This window comes from Brucella daejeonensis (assembly GCF_014199265.1).
Classification (GTDB): Bacteria; Pseudomonadota; Alphaproteobacteria; order Rhizobiales; family Rhizobiaceae; genus Brucella; species Brucella daejeonensis.
Window position 1 is genome coordinate 1 of record NZ_JACIJG010000015.1, and the last position, 24,037, is coordinate 24,037.

Below are 24,037 nucleotides of genomic sequence, written 5' to 3' on the forward strand. Positions count from 1 at the left end.
CATCGGCCACCTCGTCACAACCATCGAACCAGCCGAATGTTCAAACTACTTCGAAAGCGCCGGATACGCTTCCGTCAAAACCTGAAAGGCTCTAAGCGCAACGCAGGCGGGTTTTGGGGAAACAGCCACTTGAACATCCATGCATGTCATGGACTTGTGACGTTTCTTCCTTTCTATGAAGTTGTGATATCGTGCCGGCACGAGACTGCCGATAACCGGCGTCCGCCCCAGCGAAGAGGAACAAAATGGCGAAAGCGAAATGGCAAGTCTATGGCGAGATCACCGGCCCTGTAATCATGATCGGCTTCGGGTCGATCGGGCGCGGTACCCTGCCGCTGATTGAACGCCATTTCAAATTCGACCAGTCGCGGATGGTCGTGATCGACCCCAGCGAGGCCAATCGCAAGATACTCGACGACAAGGGCATTCGCTTCATCAAGGAAGCGATCACCAAGGACAATTACAAGAAGGTGCTCGGCCCCCTGATGAAAGGCGTCGAAGGCCAGCCTTTCGTCGTCAATCTTTCGGTCGACACGGGATCGCTCGACCTTATGCGCTATAGCCGCGAGCAGGGCGCGCTTTATATCGACACCGTGGTGGAGCCGTGGCTCGGATTCTACTTCGACGAGGAGGCGGACAATGCGTCGCGCACCAATTATGCCCTGCGCGAAACGGTGCGCGCCGAAAAGCGCCGGAACCCCGGCGGTCCGACCGCCGTTTCCTGCTGCGGCGCCAATCCGGGCATGGTGTCCTGGTTCGTCAAGCAGGCGCTCGTCGATCTTGCCGGGGAACTGAAGCTCAGCTTTACCGAACCGGCGGCGGAAGACCGTCACGGTTGGGCGAAGCTGATGAAAAAGGCCGGGGTGAAGGGCATTCATATCGCCGAGCGCGACACACAGCGCGCCAGGGAGCCGAAGCCCTTCAACACGTTCTGGAATACCTGGTCCGTGGAAGGTTTCATCGCCGAAGGCCTACAACCCGCCGAGCTTGGCTGGGGCAGCCATGAAAAATGGATGCCGAAAAATGCCCGCAAGCAGAAAAAGGGCAACAAGGCCGCCATCTTCCTCGAACAGCCGGGCGGCAATACCCGCACGCGTACCTGGTGCCCGACGCTCGGCGCGCAATACGGTCTGCTGGTCACGCATAATGAAGCGATTTCGATTGCCGACTTTTTCACGCTGCGCGACAAGAAGGGCAAGCTCGACTATCGCCTGACCTGCCACTATGCCTATCATCCAAGCAATGACGCCATCCTGTCGCTGGACGAAATGTTCGGCGCGGGCGGCAAGGCCCAGCCCGTCCAGCATGTTCTGGAGGAAGATGAAATCCTCGATGGCTGCGACGAACTCGGCGTTCTGCTCTACGGTCACGACAAGAACGCCTACTGGTACGGCTCGCAACTGACGGTCGAGGAAGCGCGCAAGCTTGCCCCTTATCAGAACGCCACCGGATTGCAGGTGTCGTCCGCCGTTCTGGCGGGGATGGTGTGGGCGCTGGAAAATCCCGAAAGCGGGATCGTCGAAACGGATGAGATGGACTATCGCCGCTGCCTTGAGGTCCAGAAGCAGTATCTGGGGCCGGTGAACGGCTATTACACCGACTGGACGCCGCTGGAAGGCCGAAGCCACCTGTTCAAGGAAGACCTAGACGTCAGGGACCCGTGGCAGTTCCGCAATATTCTGGTGCGCTAAATCATTCTGGTGCGTTAAATCGGCGCCGCCCGGTCTGAAAACCGGGCGGTTTTCATTGAGGCAGTTTCGCAACAGTTTCGTTATCCTCACACATGGGGCTTGTTTTCGTGTAGATTTCAATACATCACACGTCATTATCCCCGAATGGAGAGCATGGATATGAAACGCTTCCGCATCATTGCCCCTCTTGCAGTCATGTCGCTGGCGTTGGCCGCGTGCGAAACGGCTGGCCCGATTGGCGGCAATGTCCCGGTCGTCTCGCGCGCGCCTGCCGGCATCGAAGGCAACTGGGTGGATCCGAACGGCATCACCTCCTCGTTCAACGGGGGCATCTTCGAAACCCGCACAACCGACACCAACGAAAAGCTGGCCGAAGGCAACTATCGTTACCAGTCGCCGCAGCTTGTCGAAATCGACATGCGTTCCATCGTGCGCGGCACGACGTCGAAGGTCAATTGCGCGCTCGTTTCCCCGGCGCAGCTCAACTGCACCTCGTCCTCCGGCTCGCGCTTCTCGCTGACCCGCCGCGCCGCAGGATAAGCATCCGATATCCTGCGTAAATTTCAAATATCCACGGCGCGGCCAATATCCGCGCCGACCGGATTTCGGCAGCGACAATTGTCAGGATTGTAATTTGTCTTTTTTTCTCTAGTTTTCCGGCTGAACAGGAGTCGGAAGGTGAGTAAGATGGACAGAGTACATGAGAAACCCGGCAGCGCGACCGGGCAGCAGGCGCAGGCAAGGCTTCCTAAAATCGGCGTCCTCCTGGTCAATCTCGGTACGCCGGACGGCACAGGCTATGGGCAGATGCGCCGTTATCTGGCTGAATTCCTTTCCGATCGCCGCGTCATCGAATGGCCGCGCCTCATCTGGTATCCGATCCTTTACGGTATCGTCCTCAACACCCGCCCAAAGCGTTCCGGCAGGCTTTACGACCGCATCTGGAACCGCGAGATGAATGAATCTCCGCTGCGCACCTATACGCGCGCGCAGGGCGAGAAACTGGCCGCGGCGCTCGCCGACTATCCGAATGTCGTCGTGGACTGGGCCATGCGTTACGGCCAGCCCTCCATCGAAAGCGTGGCCGACCGTTTGTTGCAGCAGGGTTGCGAGCGCATCGTGATGTTCCCGCTCTATCCACAATATTCGGCCACCACCACGGCAACGGTGAACGACAAATTCTTCGAAGCGCTCATGAAAAAGCGTTTCCAGCCCAGCGTCCGCGTCGTGCCCTCCTATGAGGCGGAGCCGGTTTATATCGAGGCGCTGGCGCGCTCCATCGAGAGCCACCTGGCGACACTTTCCTTCAAGCCGGAAGTGATCCTCGCATCCTATCACGGCATCCCGAAGAGCTATTCGGAAAAGGGCGATCCCTATCGCCAGCAGTGCCTTGAGACGTCACGCCTGCTGCGAGAGAGGCTCGGCCTCGATGAAAACCGGTTCCGCTCGACGTTCCAGTCGCGTTTCGGCCCGGAAGAATGGCTCCAGCCCTATACGGACGAAACCGTGGAAGAGCTGGCCCGGCAGGGGGTGAAGTCGATGGCGGTGCTCAATCCGGGCTTTGTCGCCGATTGTCTGGAAACCGTGGACGAGATCGGCCATGAAGCCGCAGAAGCATTTATGAGAAGTGGCGGCGAGAACTTCAGCCATATTCCCTGCCTCAACGACAGCGAGAACGGCATGAAGGTGATCGAAACGCTGGTTCGCCGCGAATTGACGGGATGGGTGTAATATAAGGGAATAGGGGAGTAGGTTAAAAACATACTCCCCTATTCCCTTACTCACCTACTCCCCTAACGGACGAGAGACAACACCATGACAGGCTTCGACATCACGCTGCTCATTCTGGCCGCACTGGTTCTGGCGACGCTGTTTGCCGGCATCAAGACCGTGCCGCAGGGGTTCAATTACACGGTCGAGCGGTTCGGGCGCTATACGCGCACGCTCAATCCCGGCCTGAGCCTCATCGTACCCTTCTTCGACCGTATCGGTGCGCGCCTCAACATGATGGAGCAGGTGCTGGACGTGCCGACGCAGGAGGTCATCACCCGCGACAATGCCATTGTCGGCGTGGATGGCGTCGCCTTCTATCAGGTGCTGAATGCAGCGCAGGCCGCCTATCAGGTGGCGAACCTGCAATATGCGATCCTCAATCTCACCATGACCAATATCCGCACCGTCATGGGATCGATGGACCTGGATGAGCTTCTGTCCAATCGCGATGCGATCAACGACCGCCTGCTGCGCGTCGTCGATGAAGCGGCCCAACCGTGGGGCATCAAGATGACCCGCGTGGAAATCAAGGACATCAATCCGCCGGATGATATCGTCAATTCGATGGCGCGCCAGATGAAAGCCGAGCGCGACAAGCGCGCGCAGGTTCTGGAAGCCGAAGGCGACCGCAACGCGCAGATTCTGCGCGCGGAAGGCCAGAAGCAGTCGCAGATTCTCGAAGCCGAAGGCAAGCTGGAAGCCGCCAGGCGCGAGGCGGAAGCGCGCGAGCGTCTGGCCGAAGCGGAAGCGAAGGCAACCACGCTGGTTTCCGACGCCGTCTCCAATGGCAATGTGCAGGCGCTCAACTATTTCGTTGCACAGAAATATACCGAAGCGCTCGGCAATATCGCCAGCGCGAAGAATCAGAAGGTCGTGCTGATGCCGCTTGAAGCAAGCTCGCTCATCGGTTCGCTTGGCGGTATCGGCGCCATTGCGAAAGAAGTCTTCGGCGACGGCGGCAGTCCAGTCGATCCGACGCCGCAGCCGCCAGCCAGCTCGCGCCCGCGCTCTCGCAGCGTTCCCCCTGCCGGGCGCAGCTGAACGTTTACCGGAGAGGCGCCATGATCATCGAATTTCTGGCCGGTCTCGGCATCTGGAACTGGCTCGTTTTCGGGCTGGTTCTGCTCATCCTCGAACTTCTGGCGCCCGGCTTCTTCTTCATCTGGTTCGGGCTTGCCGCACTTGTAACGGGCGCGCTTGCCTTCCTGCTGTCCTCGACGGCAGGTTTCGGCTGGCAGTTACAGACCATCGTCTTCCTGGTTCTGGCGGTGATTTTCGTTCTGATGGGGCGCCGTATTTTCGGTTCGCGCGGCAACGATGCCGACGAACCCTTGCTCAACCGTCGCGGCGAGCAACTCGTCGGCCAACGGGCCACGCTGACGGAACCCATCATCAACGGCCGCGGCCGCATTCGCATCTACGATACGACCTGGCGCATAAAAGGACCCGACCTGCCCGCAGGAACGGAAGTGCGTGTGGTGGCTTTCGATCCGGTGACGCTGGAGATTGAAATAGGGGAGTAGGGGAGTAGGGGAGTATGTTTCGGCAAGCACGAAGTGTAACCTGACCTACTCCCTTATTCCCTACTCACTTACTCCCTTAAGCCGCCCCAATCCGCAGCAGATCGTGAAAATGCACCAGCCCGACGGGGCGGTTTGCCTCGATCACGATCAGCGCGCCGATGTGATTCTCATTGATCGTGCTGAGCGCAGCCGTGGCCAGCATGTTCTGGTCTATCGTTTTCGGGTCGCGTGTCATGATGTCATCGACCGCAAGCGAAGCGAGGTTGCGGCTCAGATTGCGGGAAATGTCGCCGTCCGTGACGATGCCCGCCAGTTCGCCTCCTTCGCCGATGACCACGACGCAGCCGAAACTCTTCTGCGCCAGCACCTTCATTGCATCCTGCATGGACGTACCGGTATTCACAAGCGGCAGGCGCTCGCCACGATGCATGATATCGCGGATATGGATAAGGCTGGCGCCAAGCGAGCCGCCGGGGTGGAAGGTCTTGAAGTCACTCGGCGTAAAGCCGCGCGCTTCCAGAAGCGCAATCGCCAGCGCATCGCCGATGGCAAGCTGCATCATGGTCGATGTCGTGGGCGCCAGACCATGCGGACAGGCTTCAGCCGTTTTCGGCAGAAGCAATACGACATCCGCCGCGCGGCCAAGCGCGGATTCCGCGCGCGAGGTGACCGCGATCAAAGGGATGCGGAAACGTCGCGAATAATTGACGATACCCTTCAGCTCAGCCGTTTCACCCGACCATGAAATGGCAAGAATGACATCGTCGCGCCCGATCATGCCAAGATCGCCATGATTGGCTTCCGCCGAATGAACGAAAAATGCCGATGTGCCGGTGGAAGCGAAGGTTGCAGCCAGCTTTGAGCCGATATGTCCGCTCTTGCCGACGCCTGTGACCACGAGACGCCCCCGCGAAGCGACAATACGCTTCACCGCCTCGACGAACGGACCGGAAAGACCGTCGTTCAATGCGTCTTCGAGCGCGGCAAGCCCCGCATTCTCAGTCTTGATGGTGCGCAGCGCCGAAGCGATGGCCGCTTCTGCCTCTGCCGGCGGGAGGATCTGGTCGAGCTTTTCCATGGCGGCAAGGGTTAACTTCTTCGTGGCGCGTTGTCCAAACATTTGTTCGATCCCGATATTTCAACAACCCGCTCGTTCTTCGACGGCAACCAAGAATTAACCATGTGCCTTTACCGTTCGTCTACCACGTTGCGACGGTTTGAAAACACGACATGCTTTTTGCCAAGGCCCTATCCGGCGGTTCGACGCCCATTGCCCGCAGGCTGCGATGCCTGTTGCTGACGGGCGTGGCGATGGCAATCGGTCACGGCCCCTCCCTTGCCCAGAATGCCTACCTGCGCGGAAGCGTTGCCGAGGATGTGCTTTCCGCCTCTTCGCCGGAAACGCTCGCAACCCGCGGCCTTGCCGCGCCCGGCTATGAGGGCGGCTCTGCGGACGCGGCGGACATGGCGGACGACGGCTATACGCCGCCGGAGACCCCCGCCGCGACCGGACCTGCTTCCCAGCCAGGAAGCCAGGCTGCGACCCAGCCCGTTCCCCTACCGCAGGATCGCGAGACTTCAGGGCCCGACAATATGCGTGTCGGCTCCATCAATACCGAAGCGGACAACGCGACGGGCCGCGCCCAGCGGGAGAATCTTCGTCAGGCGCCGGAGCAGGGTCGCGGCGGCGGCACGCAGGAAACCGATCCCTTTGCGCCGGTCGGCATTCGCACCGGATCGTTCATTCTGCGGCCATCGCTGGAACAGGGCATAAGGGCAACGACCAACGGCGACAACAGCGCGTCAGGCTCCAGCGCCGTGCTCAATGAAACGACCCTGCGGCTCAATGCACAGTCGGACTGGTCGCGTCATCAGGCAATGCTCGATGCGTCAGGCACCTGGAGCAAGTCCATTTCGGGCGAAGACGTCTCCGAACCGCAGATCGATATTCAGGGCCGGCTACGCCTGGATCTTGGCGACCAGACGACGGTCAATACCGGCGCGGGCTATCGCCTGCGCCGCGAAAGCGCGTCGAGTCCCAACGGGGTCGTGGGTGCGCTGAAACGCCCGCTCGTGCATACGTTCAACGGAGAACTCGGTGTCGAACGCGACCTGGGACTTCTCTTCGGTGGCGTGACCGGCCGGGTCGAACACGACATGTATGGCGACGCGGAACTGGCCTCCGGCGGTTCCGTCAGCCAGAAGGACCGCGACAACACCTATGCGAGCATAACCCTGCGCGGCGGCTTTGCATTGTCGGCCGCGCTCAAGCCTTTCGCCGAAGTGGAACTGGGCAAGCGTATCTTCGACGAAAAGGTGGACAGCAACGGCTATGAGCGCAGCGGATCGCAATTCGCGCTGCGCGGCGGCCTGATAGTCGATATGGGCGAGAAGCTGAACGGGGAATTCGCCGCCGGTTATATGCGCGCCAATAGCGACGATCCACGGCTCGGCAATGTCAGCGGTCCATCGATCAATGCGGCGCTGAACTGGTCCCCGCTGCGCGGCACCGACGTGCGTCTGTTTGCGCAGACCATGGTCGACAGCTCGACCTCACCGGGAATCACCGGGTCGCTCCTGCATTTTGCCAGCCTCGATGTGACACGCCAGATTCGCTCCGATCTGAGCCTCAACGGCAGGCTGGACGCGAATATACGCCAGAACAAGGACGGTACAGGAACCGACTACACGATCGGGGCGCAGATCGGCGCCACCTACTGGATCAACCGTTTCGTCGGGCTGGATGCGCGGCTTCGCCATGAATTCCTGACGAGCAAGGTGTCCGGCCGTGAATATAAATCTGACAGCATCTATCTGGGCGTGAAGGTCCAGCGATAGTTTCACCCGGATCAAAAACCCCGCCTTCCTTGCGGAAAGCGGGGTTCGAAACGCACAGGTCGCTGTTCGGTTCAGGCTCTCAGGCGGGCTTGACGCTATTCAGCAGGTGGCCGATGGAGTGTTCCACCGAGGGGCGAATATCGTTCCGCCACAGCGCGAAGGCGATATTGGCCTCGATGAAGCCAGCCTTGGAACCGCAGTCGAAGGTCAGGCCCTGATAGTTGAAGCCGAAGAATTTCTGGGCGTCGGCAAGCTTCAGCATGGCATCGGTCAACTGGATTTCGTTGCCCGCGCCCTTTTCCTGCTTGCTCAGCAGTTCGAAGATTTCCGGCTGCAGAATATAGCGCCCGTTGATGTAGAGATTGGACGGCGCCGTACCCTTGGCGGGCTTTTCGACCATCTGCGTGATCTCGAAGCCGCTGCCGACGGCGGCGCCCTTGCCGACGATGCCGTATTTATGAGCCTCGTCCGGGTCGCACTCTTGCACGGCGACGACGTTGCCGCCGGTCTTTTCGTAAAGCTCGACCATTTCCTTCAGGCAGCCCTTTTTGGACTGCATGACCATGTCCGGCAACAGGAGGGCGAACGGTTCATCGCCGACCAGTTCACGCGCGCACCAGACCGCGTGGCCGAGGCCGAGAGGCACCTGCTGGCGCGTGAAACTCGTCGTCCCCGGCTGCGGCTGGAGATCCTGAAGATGTTCCAGTTCCGCCGTCTTGCCGCGTTCGGCCAGCGTGGAGTAAAGCTCGACCTGCGCATCGAAATAATCTTCGATGACCGCCTTGTTGCGCCCTGTGACGAAGATCAGATGTTCGATACCGGCTTCACGCGCCTCATCGACCACATACTGGATGACGGGCTTGTCCACGACCGTCAGCATTTCCTTTGGAATGGATTTGGTAGCGGGCAGGAAGCGGGTGCCAAGGCCCGCGACTGGGAATACTGCCTTGCGGATTTTCCGGATCGAACTCATTCCTCTCCTCGACTTCACTAGAATTACTCGCAGCCAAATGCGACCATTCGGCAAAAGCGCTTTAAGGTCTAACCTTAATTAGGATTGCTATCAAAGCATTGAAACGACTGGAGTTCAAATAAGGCCTTTTCATTAAAGAACTAAGAAATTGCAGGAAGTACCCCATCACATTCGATGACCCGACCTTAATGTTGCTTGATTCAAATATTGTTCGAAACTCCGGCCAAATTTTCCGGGACAATCGCGATGGTAAACCAATTGCTAACCGACAGGCTCTAAATTGATCGTTCGACGGTTCGGTCCGAGAATTTATGCTGGCTCCAACTCAACACGGGATGGTATTAAGTGGTTAATGCAATCTCGAGCAAGCAAAACGGGGATCGAATAAAAACGCGCCGGTATCGGCGAAATTTGATTGCACAAGGGAAACACAGAATGCTGCGATTTCCATTCACGGTGGGACAGACGCTGAAGCTGAAGGCAGTTGCAACGGTTGTGATAGCCGTGCTCGCCTCGACCCTTACAACCGGTTCCGCATTGGCCGACGCGAAGTTTCGCCAGTGGGTCGCCGGTTTTCGCCCCGTCGCCATCAAGGCCGGTGTGTCGCCTTCCACATTCGACCGCGCATTTCGCGGCGTGGATGCGCCCGATCCGGTCGTATTGCAAAAGGCGCGCTATCAGCCTGAATTCACCGAACCCGTCTGGAACTATATCGATAACCGGGTGAACGAGCACACCGTTTCGGTCGGTCAGAGCATGGCGCGCAAATGGGGTCCCTGGCTCCAGCGCATCGAGCAGCGTTTCTCGGTCGACCGCAACGTTCTGCTCGCCATCTGGTCGATGGAAAGCAATTACGGCGAAATCCTCAAGCGCGACGATGTCATGCGCGATGCCGTCCGCTCGCTGGCGACACTCGCCTATGGTGATCGAAAGCGCGCCAAATACGGCCGCACGCAGCTCATCGCGGCGATGAAGATTCTCCAGACCGGCGATATCGATCGCGGCCATCTTTCCGGTTCCTGGGCCGGTGCGCTCGGCCACACACAGTTCATCCCGACCAGCTATCAGGCCTATGCCGTGGACGTGGACCGCAATGGCAAGCGCGACATCTGGAATTCGGTTCCCGATGCGCTCGGCACGGCGGCAAACCTGCTGCACCGCAATGGCTGGCAGCCCGGACGGACCTGGGGCTATGAAGTCGTGTTGCCGAAGGGGCGCAAGTTCCCGTCCGGCTCGCTGTCGGTTGCCCAATGGCAGAAGATCGGCCTCGTGCGCGCCAATGGACGCACCTTTCCCGATCCGAACGAAAAGGCGACGCTGAAAGTGCCGGATGGTCGTCAGGGGCCTGCCTTCCTCATGACGAAGAACTTCTTCGTGCTCAAGCGCTACAACAATGCCGACAAATATGCGCTGGCCGTCGGCCTGCTTGCCGACCGCATCGGCGGCTATCAGGGTCTGCGCCAGGACTGGAACCGCCCTTTCACGCCGATCTCCATGGACGAACGGCTGGAGTTGCAGACACATCTCAAGGCGCTCGGCTATTATGACGGCAATATTGACGGCAAGATCGGCTCGACTTCACGCAAGGCCATCGAGGCTTTCCAGAGTCGCAACGGGCTGCAACCGGACGGACATCCAAGCAAGGAAGTGCTGTCGGTTCTGCGCCGCCGCTAATTCGCCTCGCCCGTTCGATGGAGCGCATTCGATCCCGATGCGCTCCATTTCCTTTTTCAACCCGCACCGAAACGGGTATAAATCGATTTTGACCATGGGCGGGTGCTATCGGCGCAAAAGGCGAGATGGATGAATGCAAACCGCAATATACGCGACTTTGCAAAAAGTGCCGCAATCGCGCTCGCAGCGCTGGCATTGCTGCTTTCCGGTTTAGCCACCGCGTCCGCGCAGGAGCGCCCGCGAACGCTCTTCGACATGCTGTTCGGCCCGAGACAGGCAGAACCGCGGCGTCAGCATGAACGCCCGGTACAAAGGCGCGCCCGACCGAAACCGAAACGCACACAGAAAGCCACCTCCCCCGCATCGCGCCCCGCGCCACGACCGGCAGCACCCGCCGTCGATTATGTGGAGAAAAAGCCCGATGCGAAAAAGATACTGGTCGTCGGCGACTTCATCGGCAACGGCCTTGCCGAAGGCCTCGACATCGCTTTCGCTTCGGACCCCGACCTGAAAGTCGTGTCGCGCGTCAACGGTTCCTCCGGCTTCGTGCGCGACGATCACTTCGACTGGCCCGAAAACATCGGCGGGATAGTCGATGAGGAAAAGCCCGACACCGTCGTCGTGATGATCGGCGCCAATGACAGGCAGGCCATAACGATCAAGGGCACGGGCCTGCCGTTGCGCTCGCCGGAATGGAACGAGGAATATCAAAAACGCGTCGCAGCCTTCGTCAAGTCGATCGGCGACAAGCACGTTCCGTTCGTCTGGATCGGACAGCCGCCTTTCCGCCCGAGAGGCATGTCGCAGGATATGCTGGCCCTCAACGAATTCTATCGCGGCGCCACCGAAAAAGCGGGCGGTAAATTTGCCGACGTATGGGACGGGTTCGTCGATGAAGACGGAAACTTTACCCAAACCGGCTTTGATATTAATGGCCAGACTGCCCGCCTGCGCGGCAATGACGGCATCAATATAACCTCCGCCGGCAAGCGAAAGCTGGCCTTTTACGCAGAAAAGCCGCTGCGCGCCTATCTCGGCGGCGGCAACGCGGAAGACCAACCCCTGCCCGCGGCCGAGAGGCACGACCCGTCCAGACCGGTCGACCGTGTAGCGCCGATGAGCCTGCGTGACATCGACAGGGATGAGAGCGGTGTTCTGCTTGGCGGGAGTCTTCCGACGCGCCCGCAAGCTGCCCGCCCGGCCCCGACCGGCAACAAGCCCTCACCGGGGCGCGCCGACGATTTCACCTGGCCGCGCGCGGGTATAAATCCCTAAAGTCTCCCGAAAGTGGGAACCGCCTACGCGGGGAAAGACATGCGTCCATCTGGACGCACAAAGGCCGCCATGAGCGGCTGCATCTTTCCCTGCCCGCATGATTCTAATTGCCAAGTTTGAGGGAGTTCACAGCGGCGGCTCCATCGTCTATCAGGAAGCCTCGTTCGCCCATGGAGCGTACAGATACGGGTGCAGCGTCGCATATCTCACGCGCAAACGGATCACGCAGCGTCCGCCCAACCCAAGAGGCATTTGAATGAACATCGTATCCAAGCCTCCCGTCGATCACAAACGGGACGAGGCTCCCCATCTCGCGCGCAATCTGTCCAACCGACATCTGCAACTGATCGCCATCGGCGGGGCCATCGGCACCGGGCTTTTCATGGGCTCGGGCAAGACCATTTCGCTGGCTGGTCCTTCCATCCTGCTCGTCTATGCCACGATAGGCTTCATGCTGTTTTTCGTCATGCGCGCACTGGGCGAAATCCTGCTTTCCAATCTCGAATACCGTTCCTTCGCCGATTTCTCGGGCGATTATCTCGGCCCATGGGCACAGTTCTTCACCGGCTGGACCTACTGGCTGTGCTGGATCGTAACAGGCGTGGCAGATGTCGTCGCCGTTTCCGGCTATGTCTCATTCTGGTTCCCGGAACTGGCGCTATGGGTACCTGCGCTCGGCCTGATCGCCACTCTTTTGGCGCTCAATCTGCCCACCGTGCGCAATTTCGGTGAAGTCGAATTCTGGTTCGCATTAATCAAGATCGTCGCCATTGCGGCGCTGATCCTGGCGGGCGCTTATATGCTGATCACCGGATTCGCGCTTCCGGGCGGCGAACAGGCATCGGTCACACATCTGTGGAATCGCGGCGGCTTTTTCCCGAACGGTTTCCTCGGTTTCGTCGCCGGGTTCCAGATTGCCGTTTTCGCCTTTGTCGGGATCGAACTTGTCGGCACGGCAGCAGCCGAAACCAAGGACCCTATGCGCAATCTCCCCAAGGCGATCAATTCGATCCCCATCCGCGTGGTGTTGTTCTATCTGGGCGCATTGTTCGTCATCATCACCGTGATCCCCTGGGATGAGGTCGACCCGAATTCGAGTCCGTTCGTCGCCATGTTCTCGCTGGCTGGCCTTGGCATCGCGGCCCATGTGGTGAATTTCGTGGTGCTGACCTCGGCCACGTCGAGCGCCAATTCCGGCATTTATTCGACGTCACGCATGATCTATGGCCTTGCCACGTCGAGACTGGCGCCCAAGGCGCTCGGCCAGCTCAACAAGCGCCAGGTGCCGGTCAACGCACTGTTTTTCTCCTGCGTTTTCCTGCTCGCAGGTGTGGCCCTGCTTTATGCAGGCCAGAGCATCATCGAAGCCTTCACCATCGTCACGACGATCTCCGCGCTTCTCTTCATCTTCATCTGGTCGATCATTCTGGCGTCCTACCTGCAATATCGCCGCAAACGCCCGGACCTGCATGAAAAATCGACCTTCAAAATGCCCGGCGGTCGCGCGGCGGTCGTGATGGTCTTCGCCTTCTTTGCCTTCATCTTGTGGGCGCTGGCCCAGAAACCGGACACAGCAGTGGCTTTGAAGATCACGCCATTCTGGTTTGTCCTGCTTGGCGTCGTCTATCTGGTCATGAAAGCAAAACGTCGATAAAAAAAACCCGCCTTCATGGCGGGCTTTTCATTTCCAGTTACGCACATAGAGCTGATGAGATTTCGGGGCTGGCGGAGTCGAAAATGGTGGTGTTTGAGAACCGGAGCGCAGCGTACTTAAGGTACGTGAGCACCGGAAGCGCAAAACAACGCCATTTACAGGCCGCCAGAGCCGGAATATCGCAGCTCTAGCGAGGAAGAACCGAACTTCCCATCAGGTCGGCGTCAATGGCATGGGCTGCCTGACGGCCTTCGCGAATGGCCCAGACGACCAGCGACTGGCCGCGACGCACATCGCCTGCCGCATAAAACTTCTCGACGTTAGTGCGATAATCGCGCTCATTGGCCTTGACCGACTTGGAGCCGCGACGGTCGGTGGCGATTTCGAGCTTGTCGCCCAGTTCCCTGATCACGCTGTCTTCACCCGGACCGGCAAAGCCGATAGCGATGAATGCGAGATCGGCCTTGATGAAGAACTCGCTGCCGGCAATCGGCTTGCGCTTCTCGTCCACCTGACAGCATTTCACATGAGTGAGACGGCCTTCTTCGCCGACGAATTCAAGCGTCGCCACCTGAAATTCACGCGTCGCGCCCTCTGCCTGACTGGAAGAGGTGCGCATCTTGGTGGCCCAGTAAGGCCAGACGCTGAGCTTGTCTTCCTTTTCCGGCGGCTGCGGGCGAATATCGAGCTGGGTCACATTGACGGCGCCCTGACGGAAAGCCGTGCCAACGCAGTCCGAAGCGGTATCGCCGCCGCCGACAACCACGACATGCTTGCCGCCAGCCAGAATCGGAGCCGAAACCCACGCCACAGATTCGATGTTCTCGCGACCGACGCGGCGGTTCTGCTGAACGAGATAAGGCATGGCATCATGAACGCCATCAAGGTCGGCACCGGGAATGCCCGCCGGACGCGGGGTTTCCGAGCCGCCGCAATAAAGTACTGCGTCGTAGGTGTCGATCAGACCGCGCAATGGCTTGTCCACGCCGATATTGACGCCGCACAGGAAGCGCACGCCCTCGCCTTCCATCTGCGCAACGCGACGGTCGATGAGGTGCTTTTCCATCTTGAAATCGGGAATGCCGTAGCGCAACAGACCGCCGGGGCGGCTTTCGCGCTCATAGACATCGACCATGTGACCAGCGCGGGCAAGCTGTTGCGCTGCGGCCAGACCAGCCGGGCCGGAGCCGATGATGGCAACCGACTTGCCGGTCTTGTTGGCAGCAGGTTGCGGCACGATATAGCCCAGTTCATAAGCCTTGTCGCCCAGCGCCTGCTCAACCGTCTTGATCGCCACCGGCGCGTCTTCGAGGTTCAGCGTACAGGCTTCCTCGCAGGGTGCCGGGCAGATGCGACCGGTAAATTCCGGGAAATTATTGGTCAGATGCAGGTTGCGGATCGCCTGATCCCAATTGTTATTATAGACGAGATCGTTCCAGTCCGGGATCTGGTTGTGCACCGGGCAGCCCGTCGGCCCGTGGCAGAACGGAATGCCGCAATCCATGCATCGCGCAGCCTGCTTCTGCACTTCGCCATCCGTCATCGGAATGGTGAATTCGCGGAAGTGGCGGATACGATCCGACGCCGGCTGGTACTTTGCCACCTGCCGGTCGATCTCAAGAAAACCAGTTACTTTACCCATTTTTTGTTCCTCTCGCGTCGCATGACAACCAGCGCCGCGTTTTCCTTGTGACTCTTATTCAGCAGCAACGCCGACCCGCATACGCTCCATCTCTTCCAGAGCGCGACGATATTCGACCGGCATGACTTTGACGAACTTCGGACGATAGCTCTCCCAATTGTCGAGTATCTCCTTCGCTCGCGTCGAGCCGGTATAATGCAGGTGATTGGCGATCAGTTGCACCAGACGCTCCTCATCATGACGGGTCATGTTGGCCGAAACGTCCACACGTCCCATATGCTGGAGGTCGCCGCCATGGTGATGCAGCTTTTCGAGCATGTCGTCTTCTTCCGGCACCGGCTCCAGCTCGACCATGGCCATGTTGCAGCGCTTGGCGAAATCGCCCTGCTCGTCCAGCACATAGGCGACACCGCCCGACATGCCAGCCGCGAAGTTCCGCCCCGTCTGCCCGATGACCACGACAATGCCGCCGGTCATATATTCGCAGCCATGGTCACCCACGCCTTCGACAACCGTGACCGCGCCGGAATTGCGCACCGCGAAACGCTCGCCTGCGACACCACGGAAATAGCATTCGCCCTCAAGCGCGCCATAAAGCACGGTATTGCCCGCGATGATCGAGTTCTCCGCGACAATGCGCGTGTCTTCCGGCGGACGAATGACAATGCGGCCACCCGAAAGACCCTTGCCGATATAGTCGTTGCCGTCGCCGATCAGCTCGAACGAAATGCCGCGCGCCAGAAACGCGCCGAAGGACTGACCCGCCGTACCGGTAAGCCGCACGGCAATCGTATTCTCCGGCAGCCCCTTGTGACGGAAGCGCTTGGCCACTTCGCCCGACAGCATCGCACCGGCGGAACGATCGACATTTCGGATGTCCACGTCGATCTTGACCGGCTGGCGATCCTCAAGCGCAGGCATCGCCTCGGCGATCAGCTTGCGGTCGAGAACGTCCTCGATCGGGTGATGCTGGCGTTCGGTCCAGTAGATTTCGTGCTTTTCAGCTTCCGGCTTGTGGAAGATGCGGCCGAAATCCAGCCCCTTGGCCTTCCAATGGTCGATCATGGTCTGCTTTTCGAGCAGTTCCGTTTCGCCGATGATCTGTTCGAGCCTGGTGAAGCCCATTTCAGCCAGAAGCGCCCGCACTTCTTCAGCCAGATAGAAGAAGAAGTTGATGACGTGTTCCGGCGTGCCCTTGAAGCGCTTGCGCAGAACCGGATCCTGCGTCGCCACGCCCACCGGGCAGGTGTTCAGATGGCACTTGCGCATCATGATGCACCCAGCCGCGATCAGCGGTGCGGTGGAGAAGCCGAACTCGTCGGCACCGAGCAATGCGCCAATGACCACATCGCGACCGGTGCGCAAACCGCCGTCGACCTGAAGCGCCACGCGGGAGCGAAGCCCGTTCAGCACCAGCGTCTGATGGGTTTCGGCCAAGCCGATTTCCCATGGGGAACCGGCGTGCTTCAGCGAAGTCAGCGGCGAAGCGCCCGTGCCACCGTCATAGCCCGACACGGTGATATGATCGGCGCGCGCCTTGGCAACACCAGCCGCAACCGTGCCCACGCCCACTTCCGACACCAGCTTGACTGAAACATCGGCCGCCGGATTGACGTTTTTCAGGTCGTAAATGAGCTGCGCCAGATCTTCGATGGAGTAGATATCATGGTGCGGCGGCGGCGAAATCAGGCCAACCCCTTGCGTCGAATGGCGGGTCTTGGCAATGGTCGCATCGACCTTGTGACCCGGCAACTGACCGCCTTCACCGGGCTTTGCGCCCTGCGCCACCTTGATCTGGATCAGATCGGAATTGACCAGATATTCCGTCGTCACGCCAAAGCGGCCCGATGCCACCTGCTTGATCGCGGAGCGTTCCGGGTTCGGCGCGCCATCGGGCAGCGGATAGAAACGATCCGGCTCCTCACCGCCTTCGCCGGTGTTCGACTTGCCGCCAATGGCATTCATCGCACGCGCCAGCGTGGTATGCGCCTCACGGCTGATCGAACCGAACGACATGGCGCCCGTCGAGAAACGCCTGACGATTTCGCTCGCCGGTTCGACCTCATCGATGGATACAGGCTTCAGCCCGCGAGCCTCGGCAAAACGAATATCGAACAGACCGCGAATGGTCTTGGCCTGCGCCGATTTGGAATCGAGCATACGCGTATATTCGCTGAACTTTTCCGGGTTCGACGTGCGCACGGCATGTTGCAGCGTGGCCACCGCATCCGGGTTCCACATATGCGCTTCACCGCGCATACGATAGGCATATTCGCCGCCGACTTCGAGTGCCGTCAAAAGCACCGGATCGTTGCCGAATGCGCTGGTGTGACGGCGCACGGTTTCTTCCGAGACTTCGTCCAGACCGACACCTTCAATGCTTGTGGCCGTACCGAAGAAGAATTTTTCGACAAAGCTCGACTGCAATCCAACCGCATCGAAAATCTGCGCGCCGCAATAGGACTGGTAGGTCGAAATGCCCATCTTGGACATGACCTTGAGAATGCCCTTGCCGATGGACTTGATGTAGCGCTTGACCACTTCATTCTCGTCCACTTCCGGCGGAAATTCGCGGCGGCGATGCATGTCCAAAAGCGTGTCGAAGGCCAGATAGGGGTTGATCGCTTCCGCGCCGTAGCCGGCGAGACAGGCGAAATGATGCACTTCGCGCGGCTCGCCGGATTCGACGACCAGACCGACGGACGTGCGCAGACCCTTGCGGATCAGGTGGTGATGCACAGCCGCGGTGGCCAGAAGCGCCGGAATCGGAATGCGGTCCGGGCCGACCTGACGGTCTGAGAGAATGACGATATTATAACCGCCATGGACAGCGGCTTCGGCACGGTCGCACAGGCGCTCGATGGCCCCATGCATGCCGCTCGCGCCTTCACCCGTATTATAGGTGATGTCGAGCGTCTTCGTGTCGAAACGGTCCTCGGTGTGGCCTATGGAGCGGATTTTTTCCAGATCGCCATTGGTCAGGATCGGCTGGCGCACTTCCATGCGCTTGCGGCGCGATGTGCCGACAAGGTCGAAGATGTTCGGGCGCGGGCCGATGAAGGACACGAGGCTCATCACCAGTTCTTCGCGGATCGGATCGATCGGCGGGTTGGTAACTTGCGCAAAATTCTGCTTGAAATAGGTGTAAAGCAGCTTCGACTTGTCGGACATGGCCGAAATCGGCGTATCCGAGCCCATCGAACCGATGGCTTCCTGACCGGTGGTGGCCATGGGCGACATCAGAAGCCTGGTGTCTTCCTGAGAGTAGCCAAAGGCCTGCTGACGGTCGAGCAGGCTCACATCCTTGCGCAGCGCGCGCGGCTCGACCGGGCTCAGGTCTTCCAGGATGAGCTGCGTATTGGCAAGCCACTGCTTGTAAGGATGCTTCTGCGCGATCTGCGACTTGATTTCCTCGTCGGAGACAATGCGGCCCTCTTCCATGTCGATGAGCAGCATGCGGCCCGGCTGAAGACGCCACTTCTTGACGACCTTCTTTTCGTCCACCGGCAGGACGCCCGCTTCCGAAGCCAGAATGACGAAGTCGTCGTCCGTCACGATATAACGTGCGGGGCGCAGGCCGTTGCGGTCGAGCGTCGCGCCGATCTGGCGACCATCGGTGAAGGCAACAGCGGCGGGGCCGTCCCATGGCTCCATCAGGGCAGCATGATATTCGTAGAACGCCTTGCGCTCATCCGACATCAGCTTGTTGCCCGACCATGCTTCCGGGATCAGCATCATCATTGCATGGGCGAGGCTATAGCCACCCTGATGCAGGAATTCGAGCGCATTGTCGAAGCAGGCCGTATCCGACTGGCCTTCATAGGAAATCGGCCATAGCTTGGAAATGTCGTTGCCGAACAGTTCGGAGTCCACCGATGCCTGACGCGCCGCCATCCAGTTGACATTGCCGCGCAGCGTGTTGATTTCGCCATTATGCGCAACCATGCGGTATGGATGCGCCAGACGCCAGGACGGGAAAGTGTTGGTCGAGAAGCGCTGGTGAACGAGCGCCACCGCGCTTTCAAAACGCGGGTCGCGCAGATCCTGATAATAGCTGCCGACCTGATAGGCGAGGAACATGCCCTTATAGACAATGGTGCGCGCCGACATGGACACGACGTAGAAGCCGTTATCCTCGCCGTCATTTTCCTGATAGATGCGATTGGAAATGACCTTGCGCAGCACGAACAGGCGACGCTCGAACTCGTCTTCGGTCTCCAGCATCGGGTTGCGTCCGATGAAGACCTGAAGATGGAACGGCTCGGTCGCAGCAATGTCGGGCGCTTTCGACAGCGAAGAATTGTCCACCGGCACTTCACGGAAACCGATGAACTCCTGGCCCTCGGCGACAATCACTTCCCTGACGATTTCTTCCGCGTGCGCACGCAGCGCCGCATCGCGCGGCATGAACAGATAGCCGACGCCATAAGACCCCGGTTGCGGCAGGTCGACGCCCTGACGCGCCATTTCCTCGCGCAGGAAACGATCCGGTATCTGCACGAGAATGCCAGCGCCGTCGCCCATCAGGGGATCGGCGCCGACAGCGCCGCGATGGGTGAGGTTTTCGAGCATCTTGAGGCCGTTTTCCACGACCTGATGCGACTTCCTGCCCTTCATATGAGCGATGAAGCCGACGCCGCAGGCATCATGTTCGTTGCGCGGATCGTAAAGACCTTGCGCTGGCGGCAAACCCGCCGCTTTGGTTTTTCGCGCCGTTCGGGTGGTCGCCGTCGTCGCAGTTTTGACCGTTCCGTTCTGACCGTTGTGAGAAACCACATGCGATACAGATGGCGTCAAATGCGTCATCGTCATTCCCTCCGTTTGGCCCTCGTCATGAGGCGCGCGATCAGTATAACCGAAATGGTGACAACCATCTCGTCGTCGTTTGGTATATATGGAAAGCCTTGTTGAAAAGGCGTTGGACGAGGTTCCAGACCGGAGCGAGTCGCAGCCGGAACGATGTTTAGCGCCTCGTTCACATCAGGCCCGGACAGACAGCTCCAGCTCGCCGGAAACGGCGCACGGAATCTCCCTGTCGCAGTCGAAGCGCCCGTCACCGTCAGGCTCGGGGCCTGCCAGTCGGCGCTTATTCTTCTGAAACTTTTCGAAGAGCGTTTTGACCGCTTTCGGTTCGCATCAGCGTCTAATTGGACAGCATTGCTGTCCTAATTACGTATGCCAGAATTCAAATTGCCTCACAAGATGGAAACGCAATTTTTCTCGGCAGCTTCCGAAATAAAATGTCGAGAACGCCTAATTTCCCGGCCTTTAATTACGTATAAACACCCTTGCGTCAGTTTGGCGCGGCCCAATCCTTCCCATTTCTGCTTAAAAAATAGGCACTCTTATTGCGCATTTTCCATCGCGCGGCCCTTAACCGGAAAGCCCGGAACCGCTATAGACGCTCTGGACGATGCGACAGCTCCATTTACACCACGCGGAGGAATACGTGCACTTTGCTTCAGATAACTGGGCAGGCGCCCATCCCAAAATCGCCGAAAGCCTTTCACTGCACGCAGCGGGATTTGCGGCAGCCTATGGCGCCAGCGAGATCGACAAACGCGTGGAGCAGCGCTTCAACGAACTGTTCGAGCGCGAAGTGGCCGTGTTCTTTGTCGGCACCGGAACCGCGGCCAATTCGCTGGCATTGGCGAGCGTCAACCGTCCGGGCGGCGTTTCGCTGGTGCACCGGGAAGCGCATGTCATCGAAGATGAATGCGGCGCGCCTGAATATTTCACGGGCGGCGCGCGCCTGCATCCGATCGACGGCGCGCATGGCCGCATCGACCCCAAGCTTCTCAGCCGCGAGCTTACGCGCTTCAATCCGGCCTTCGTACATGCCGGCCAGCCAATGGCCGTAAGCATAACGCAGGCCACGGAAGTCGGCACGCTTTATCAACCCGAGCATATCGCCACCATTTCGAAGATCTGCCGCGATGCCGGTCTGCCCCTGCATATGGATGGCGCGCGCTTTGCCAACGCGCTGGTTTCGCTCGGTCTGACGCCCGCCGAAATGACCTGGAAGCAGGGCGTGGATATCGTTTCCTTCGGCGGCACCAAGAATGGCTGCTGGTGCGCGGAAGCCCTCGTTTTCATGGACCCGGACCGCGCCAGGGACCTGCCGTTCATCCGCAAGCGCGCAGCGCAGCTTTTCTCCAAGACGCGTTTCGTGGCGGCGCAGTTCGACGCCTATCTCCAGGACGATCTCTGGATCGATCTGGCAAAGCATTCCAACGCGCTTGCCGCGCGCCTTGCCCGGTATGTGGACGCATCGAGCCAGATGCGGCTTGCATGGAAGCCGGAGGCAAACGAAGTCTTCGCCATCATGAAGCAATCCGTTTACGACCGCCTGCGCAATGCCGGAGCGGTCTTCTACGACTGGAACCCGCCGCATTCGGAAGTGGGACGCATCAGCGAGGGTGAAATTTTCGCCCGTTTCGTCACGAGCTTCGCCAATACGGAAGAAGAAGTGGATCGGTTCGGCGAACTGATCGCCTGAATATGCGCTGAAAATAAAAAGCGGCGCAAAACACGCCGCTTTCTTCTTTTAGAGCGCCAATCTGCCAATCTGCCAATCTGGCAATCTGATTGAATCAGTGCGCGGTCTTGGCCTCGATCTGCTGGGCACCCTCGGAGCCAGCCTTGGCGACTTCGATCCGGCGCGGCTTCATCTGTTCGGGAATCTCGCGTTTCAGGTCGATGTGCAGAAGGCCGTTCTTGAGGCTCGCACCGGCAACTTCAACGAAGTCGGCAAGCTGGAAACGGCGCTCGAAAGCCCGCGAGGCGATGCCGCGATACAGGACTTCACTGGCCTGCGAAGCATCTTCCTCGGCCCTCTGGCCCTTGATGGTCAGCTGGTTGCGATGGGCCTCGATTTCGAGTTCGCTTTCGGAAAAGCCCGCCACCGCCATGGTGATGCGATAGGTGTTCTCGCCCGTGCGCTCGATATTATACGGCGGATAGGACTGATTGCCCTCCGGCGAAGCCAGCGAGTCCAGCATGGTGAAGAGACGGTCGAAGCCGACCGTGGAACGATAAAGCGGGGAAAAATCTACGTGACGCATAGGATAGCCCTCCTTTAGAGCGACATGATGCATGAGGCGGCGAAACTCCCTTTGTGGCGAGCTTCCCGTACCGGCGGCCCCTTTTCTGGCGACCACGAAAAACATTTGGGAATGACGGCTTTTCATTTCAAGGCCAGCCGCATCGGCTCACCGGAAACGCGCGCCCTTACACGGCCTGTCACGCCGCGTAACAACTTCTTATCGATCAGCCCCCTCGATCTGGGGCGCCGCCGCACAATGAACCCAAAATGAACATCATCTTTGGCGAGCGTTCACGCGCTTGGGGCTATTGTCCCTCCATGCCTGTCGCGAGGCAGGTTTCATAAAGGATCACGGTAATGAAAAAAGCTGTCATTGCTTTTACCGCACTCACCGCCGTCGCAGCCGGAATTGCGACACCGACGCTTGCAGCCGATAGCGGCCTGCGCGTTCAGATTCAGTATTACGACGACGACGGCTATCGCCCGCCGCGCCCCTATCCGGGTCCGCGCTCCGACTGGGACGGCCCGCGCCGTGGCTGGGGCAATGGCTATGGACGCCGTGAAATCATGGGGCCGCGCCGCATCGCACGTTCGCTCGAACGCCGCGGATATGACGTCGGAGACATACGCCTTGAGCGCGACACCTATTTCGTGCGCGCCACCCGCCCGAGCGGCCGCCGTGTCATCGTGATGGTGGACGCCTATTCGGGCCGTATTGTCGGCGAACGCCGCCCTCGCGGCTACTGAGCATCTTCTTTCGGAGAGTCGCGACCCGATCAGCCGGCGTAACGTCCCTTGCGCAGGCTGTTTCCCAACCGGAAGTTCGGTCACGAACTTCCGGTTACTTTTTATCATCATTTGCCCCATTATGCTTGGACAGAACGTCGCCATCTGAAAGCCCGTCAGCACACCCAAAGCGCCTCACGGTTTGAGGACCCGCTTCAAAACATGAAAGGTCCGCAGTCGGATGTCGGAACTGCTTTTCGAAACCGATGCGAATCCCATTCCGCAAGGAATAAGGGCCGGGCTTCTCGACACCCCTGACGGCAAGACGCTTCGCTACGCCATATTGAAACCGGAAACGCGACCGGTGCGCGGAACCATCGTCCTGCTTCAGGGACGCAATGAGTTCATCGAAAAATATTTCGAGACCATGGCGGACCTGACCATGCGCGGCTTTACGGTCGTCACATTCGACTGGCGTGGACAGGGCGGTTCCTACCGCCTGCTGAAAGACCGTATGCGCGGCTATGTCCGCCGCTTCGACGATTATTGCGACGATCTCGATCTGGTACTTGACCGGATCGCGCTTCCCGACTGCCCGCCGCCTTTCCATGTTCTCGGCCATTCCGCCGGGGGGCTGGTCGCGCTTTCATCCGTGGGCAGGCTGGGCTCGCGTATCACCCGCATGGTACTCTGTGCGCCCTTTCTGGGACTGGCGGGACAAAAAATCAGCGACGACAATGTGCGCCGCATCGCCTCCATATTCTGCCGGGTCGGCCTTGGCCGGATCTATGCTTCCGGCGGGCGCAGGCTCTCCTCGCGCCCCTTTGCGGGCAATCCGCTGACCAGCGACCCGGCCCGCTTCATGCGCAATATGGAAATGGCGCGCCTGCACCCCGACCTGGCGCTTGGCGGCCCCACCGCACAATGGCTGTATAATGCGCTCGATACGGCAAGACGGGTCAATCGGCCGGATTTCCACGAAGGGCCGAGAATGCCGGTTCTCATCGTTGCCGCAGGCGCCGACCGGGTGGTCTCGACGCCGGTCATAGAGCGTTTCGTCGCCCGCACGCGCAATGTCTCGCTGGTGACGATCACCGGCGCGCGCCACGAAATGCTTCAGGAAACGGACTTCTATCGCGAACAGCTCTGGGCGGCTTTCGATGCGTTCATTCCCGAAGCATCCGATGTCGAAACCATGCCGGAGACCCTCGAACCCTGAGGTC

At 59.5% G+C, this 24,037-nt stretch carries 17 protein-coding genes; 12 read left to right on the forward strand and 5 right to left on the reverse strand.

The window, feature by feature from the left end; all coding sequences use genetic code 11:
• Positions 1–245: 245 nt before the first annotated feature.
• From FHS76_RS16905 to FHS76_RS16925, 5 genes are all read left to right on the forward strand, one after another.
• Positions 246–1,691 (forward strand): homospermidine synthase, encoded by a 1,446-nt coding sequence (locus FHS76_RS16905; protein ID WP_183655425.1) that lies wholly within the window; start codon positions 246–248, stop codon positions 1,689–1,691.
• 159 nt (positions 1,692–1,850) lie between these two features.
• Positions 1,851–2,231 (forward strand): outer membrane lipoprotein Omp10, encoded by a 381-nt coding sequence (omp10, locus tag FHS76_RS16910; RefSeq protein WP_183655427.1) that lies wholly within the window; start codon positions 1,851–1,853, stop codon positions 2,229–2,231.
• 147 nt (positions 2,232–2,378) lie between these two features.
• Positions 2,379–3,422 (forward strand): ferrochelatase, encoded by a 1,044-nt coding sequence (gene hemH / locus FHS76_RS16915; protein WP_183655429.1) that lies wholly within the window; start codon positions 2,379–2,381, stop codon positions 3,420–3,422.
• 84 nt (positions 3,423–3,506) lie between these two features.
• The gene (locus FHS76_RS16920) at positions 3,507–4,505 is read left to right on the forward strand and encodes an SPFH domain-containing protein (protein WP_183655431.1); all 999 of its coding nucleotides are present in this window, start codon (positions 3,507–3,509) and stop codon (positions 4,503–4,505) included.
• Positions 4,506–4,525: 20 nt separating this feature from the next.
• Complete coding sequence (locus FHS76_RS16925) at positions 4,526–4,987, forward strand: NfeD family protein (RefSeq protein ID WP_183655433.1); 462 nt, start codon at positions 4,526–4,528, stop codon at positions 4,985–4,987.
• Between the two features lie 76 nt (positions 4,988–5,063).
• On the opposite strand, the gene FHS76_RS16930 is transcribed toward FHS76_RS16925, so the two are convergent.
• Positions 5,064–6,065, reverse strand: coding sequence for a KpsF/GutQ family sugar-phosphate isomerase (locus FHS76_RS16930; RefSeq protein WP_183655667.1), 1,002 nt, complete (start codon positions 6,063–6,065; stop codon positions 5,064–5,066).
• 152 nt (positions 6,066–6,217) lie between these two features.
• Here FHS76_RS16930 and FHS76_RS16935 point away from each other — a divergent pair, with 152 nt between their 5' ends.
• Positions 6,218–7,825, forward strand: coding sequence for an outer membrane beta-barrel protein (locus tag FHS76_RS16935; RefSeq protein ID WP_183655447.1), 1,608 nt, complete (start codon positions 6,218–6,220; stop codon positions 7,823–7,825).
• A gap of 79 nt (positions 7,826–7,904) precedes the next feature.
• On the opposite strand, the gene galU is transcribed toward FHS76_RS16935, so the two are convergent.
• Positions 7,905–8,798 carry a UTP--glucose-1-phosphate uridylyltransferase GalU gene (galU, locus tag FHS76_RS16940; RefSeq protein ID WP_183655450.1) on the reverse strand — a complete coding sequence of 298 codons (894 nt, stop codon included), beginning with the start codon at positions 8,796–8,798 and terminating at the stop codon, positions 7,905–7,907.
• A gap of 435 nt (positions 8,799–9,233) precedes the next feature.
• Here galU and FHS76_RS16945 point away from each other — a divergent pair, with 435 nt between their 5' ends.
• The 3 genes from FHS76_RS16945 to FHS76_RS16955 all read left to right on the forward strand — a co-directional run bounded on the left by FHS76_RS16945 (position 9,234) and on the right by FHS76_RS16955 (position 13,401).
• Complete coding sequence (locus tag FHS76_RS16945) at positions 9,234–10,472, forward strand: lytic murein transglycosylase (RefSeq protein ID WP_183655453.1); 1,239 nt, start codon at positions 9,234–9,236, stop codon at positions 10,470–10,472.
• A 129-nt stretch (positions 10,473–10,601) separates the two neighbouring features.
• Entirely contained in the window at positions 10,602–11,747 is a 1,146-nt protein-coding gene (locus FHS76_RS16950; RefSeq protein WP_183655458.1) for an SGNH/GDSL hydrolase family protein, read from the forward strand.
• A gap of 256 nt (positions 11,748–12,003) precedes the next feature.
• Complete coding sequence (locus tag FHS76_RS16955) at positions 12,004–13,401, forward strand: amino acid permease (RefSeq protein WP_183655461.1); 1,398 nt, start codon at positions 12,004–12,006, stop codon at positions 13,399–13,401.
• A 187-nt stretch (positions 13,402–13,588) separates the two neighbouring features.
• On the opposite strand, the gene FHS76_RS16960 is transcribed toward FHS76_RS16955, so the two are convergent.
• Together FHS76_RS16960 and gltB are read right to left on the reverse strand one after the other, a co-directional pair.
• The gene (locus FHS76_RS16960) at positions 13,589–15,043 is read right to left on the reverse strand and encodes a glutamate synthase subunit beta (RefSeq protein WP_183655463.1); all 1,455 of its coding nucleotides are present in this window, start codon (positions 15,041–15,043) and stop codon (positions 13,589–13,591) included.
• A gap of 54 nt (positions 15,044–15,097) precedes the next feature.
• Positions 15,098–19,849: a glutamate synthase large subunit gene (gene gltB / locus FHS76_RS16965; protein WP_183655465.1), complete on the reverse strand. Its 4,752-nt coding sequence runs from the start codon at positions 19,847–19,849 to the stop codon at positions 15,098–15,100.
• Between the two features lie 643 nt (positions 19,850–20,492).
• Here gltB and FHS76_RS16970 point away from each other — a divergent pair.
• Entirely contained in the window at positions 20,493–21,542 is a 1,050-nt protein-coding gene (locus tag FHS76_RS16970; protein ID WP_183655467.1) for a threonine aldolase family protein, read from the forward strand.
• A 94-nt stretch (positions 21,543–21,636) separates the two neighbouring features.
• Here the strand turns inward: FHS76_RS16970 and FHS76_RS16975 are convergent, their stop codons facing one another.
• Entirely contained in the window at positions 21,637–22,107 is a 471-nt protein-coding gene (locus FHS76_RS16975) for an Hsp20 family protein (protein WP_183655469.1), read from the reverse strand.
• A 338-nt stretch (positions 22,108–22,445) separates the two neighbouring features.
• On the opposite strand from FHS76_RS16975, the gene FHS76_RS16980 reads away from it, so the two are divergent.
• Together FHS76_RS16980 and FHS76_RS16985 are read left to right on the forward strand one after the other, a co-directional pair.
• Positions 22,446–22,835: an antifreeze protein gene (locus FHS76_RS16980; RefSeq protein ID WP_183655471.1), complete on the forward strand. Its 390-nt coding sequence runs from the start codon at positions 22,446–22,448 to the stop codon at positions 22,833–22,835.
• Between the two features lie 220 nt (positions 22,836–23,055).
• Entirely contained in the window at positions 23,056–24,033 is a 978-nt protein-coding gene (locus tag FHS76_RS16985; protein WP_183655473.1) for an alpha/beta fold hydrolase, read from the forward strand.
• Positions 24,034–24,037: the final 4 nt, after the last annotated feature.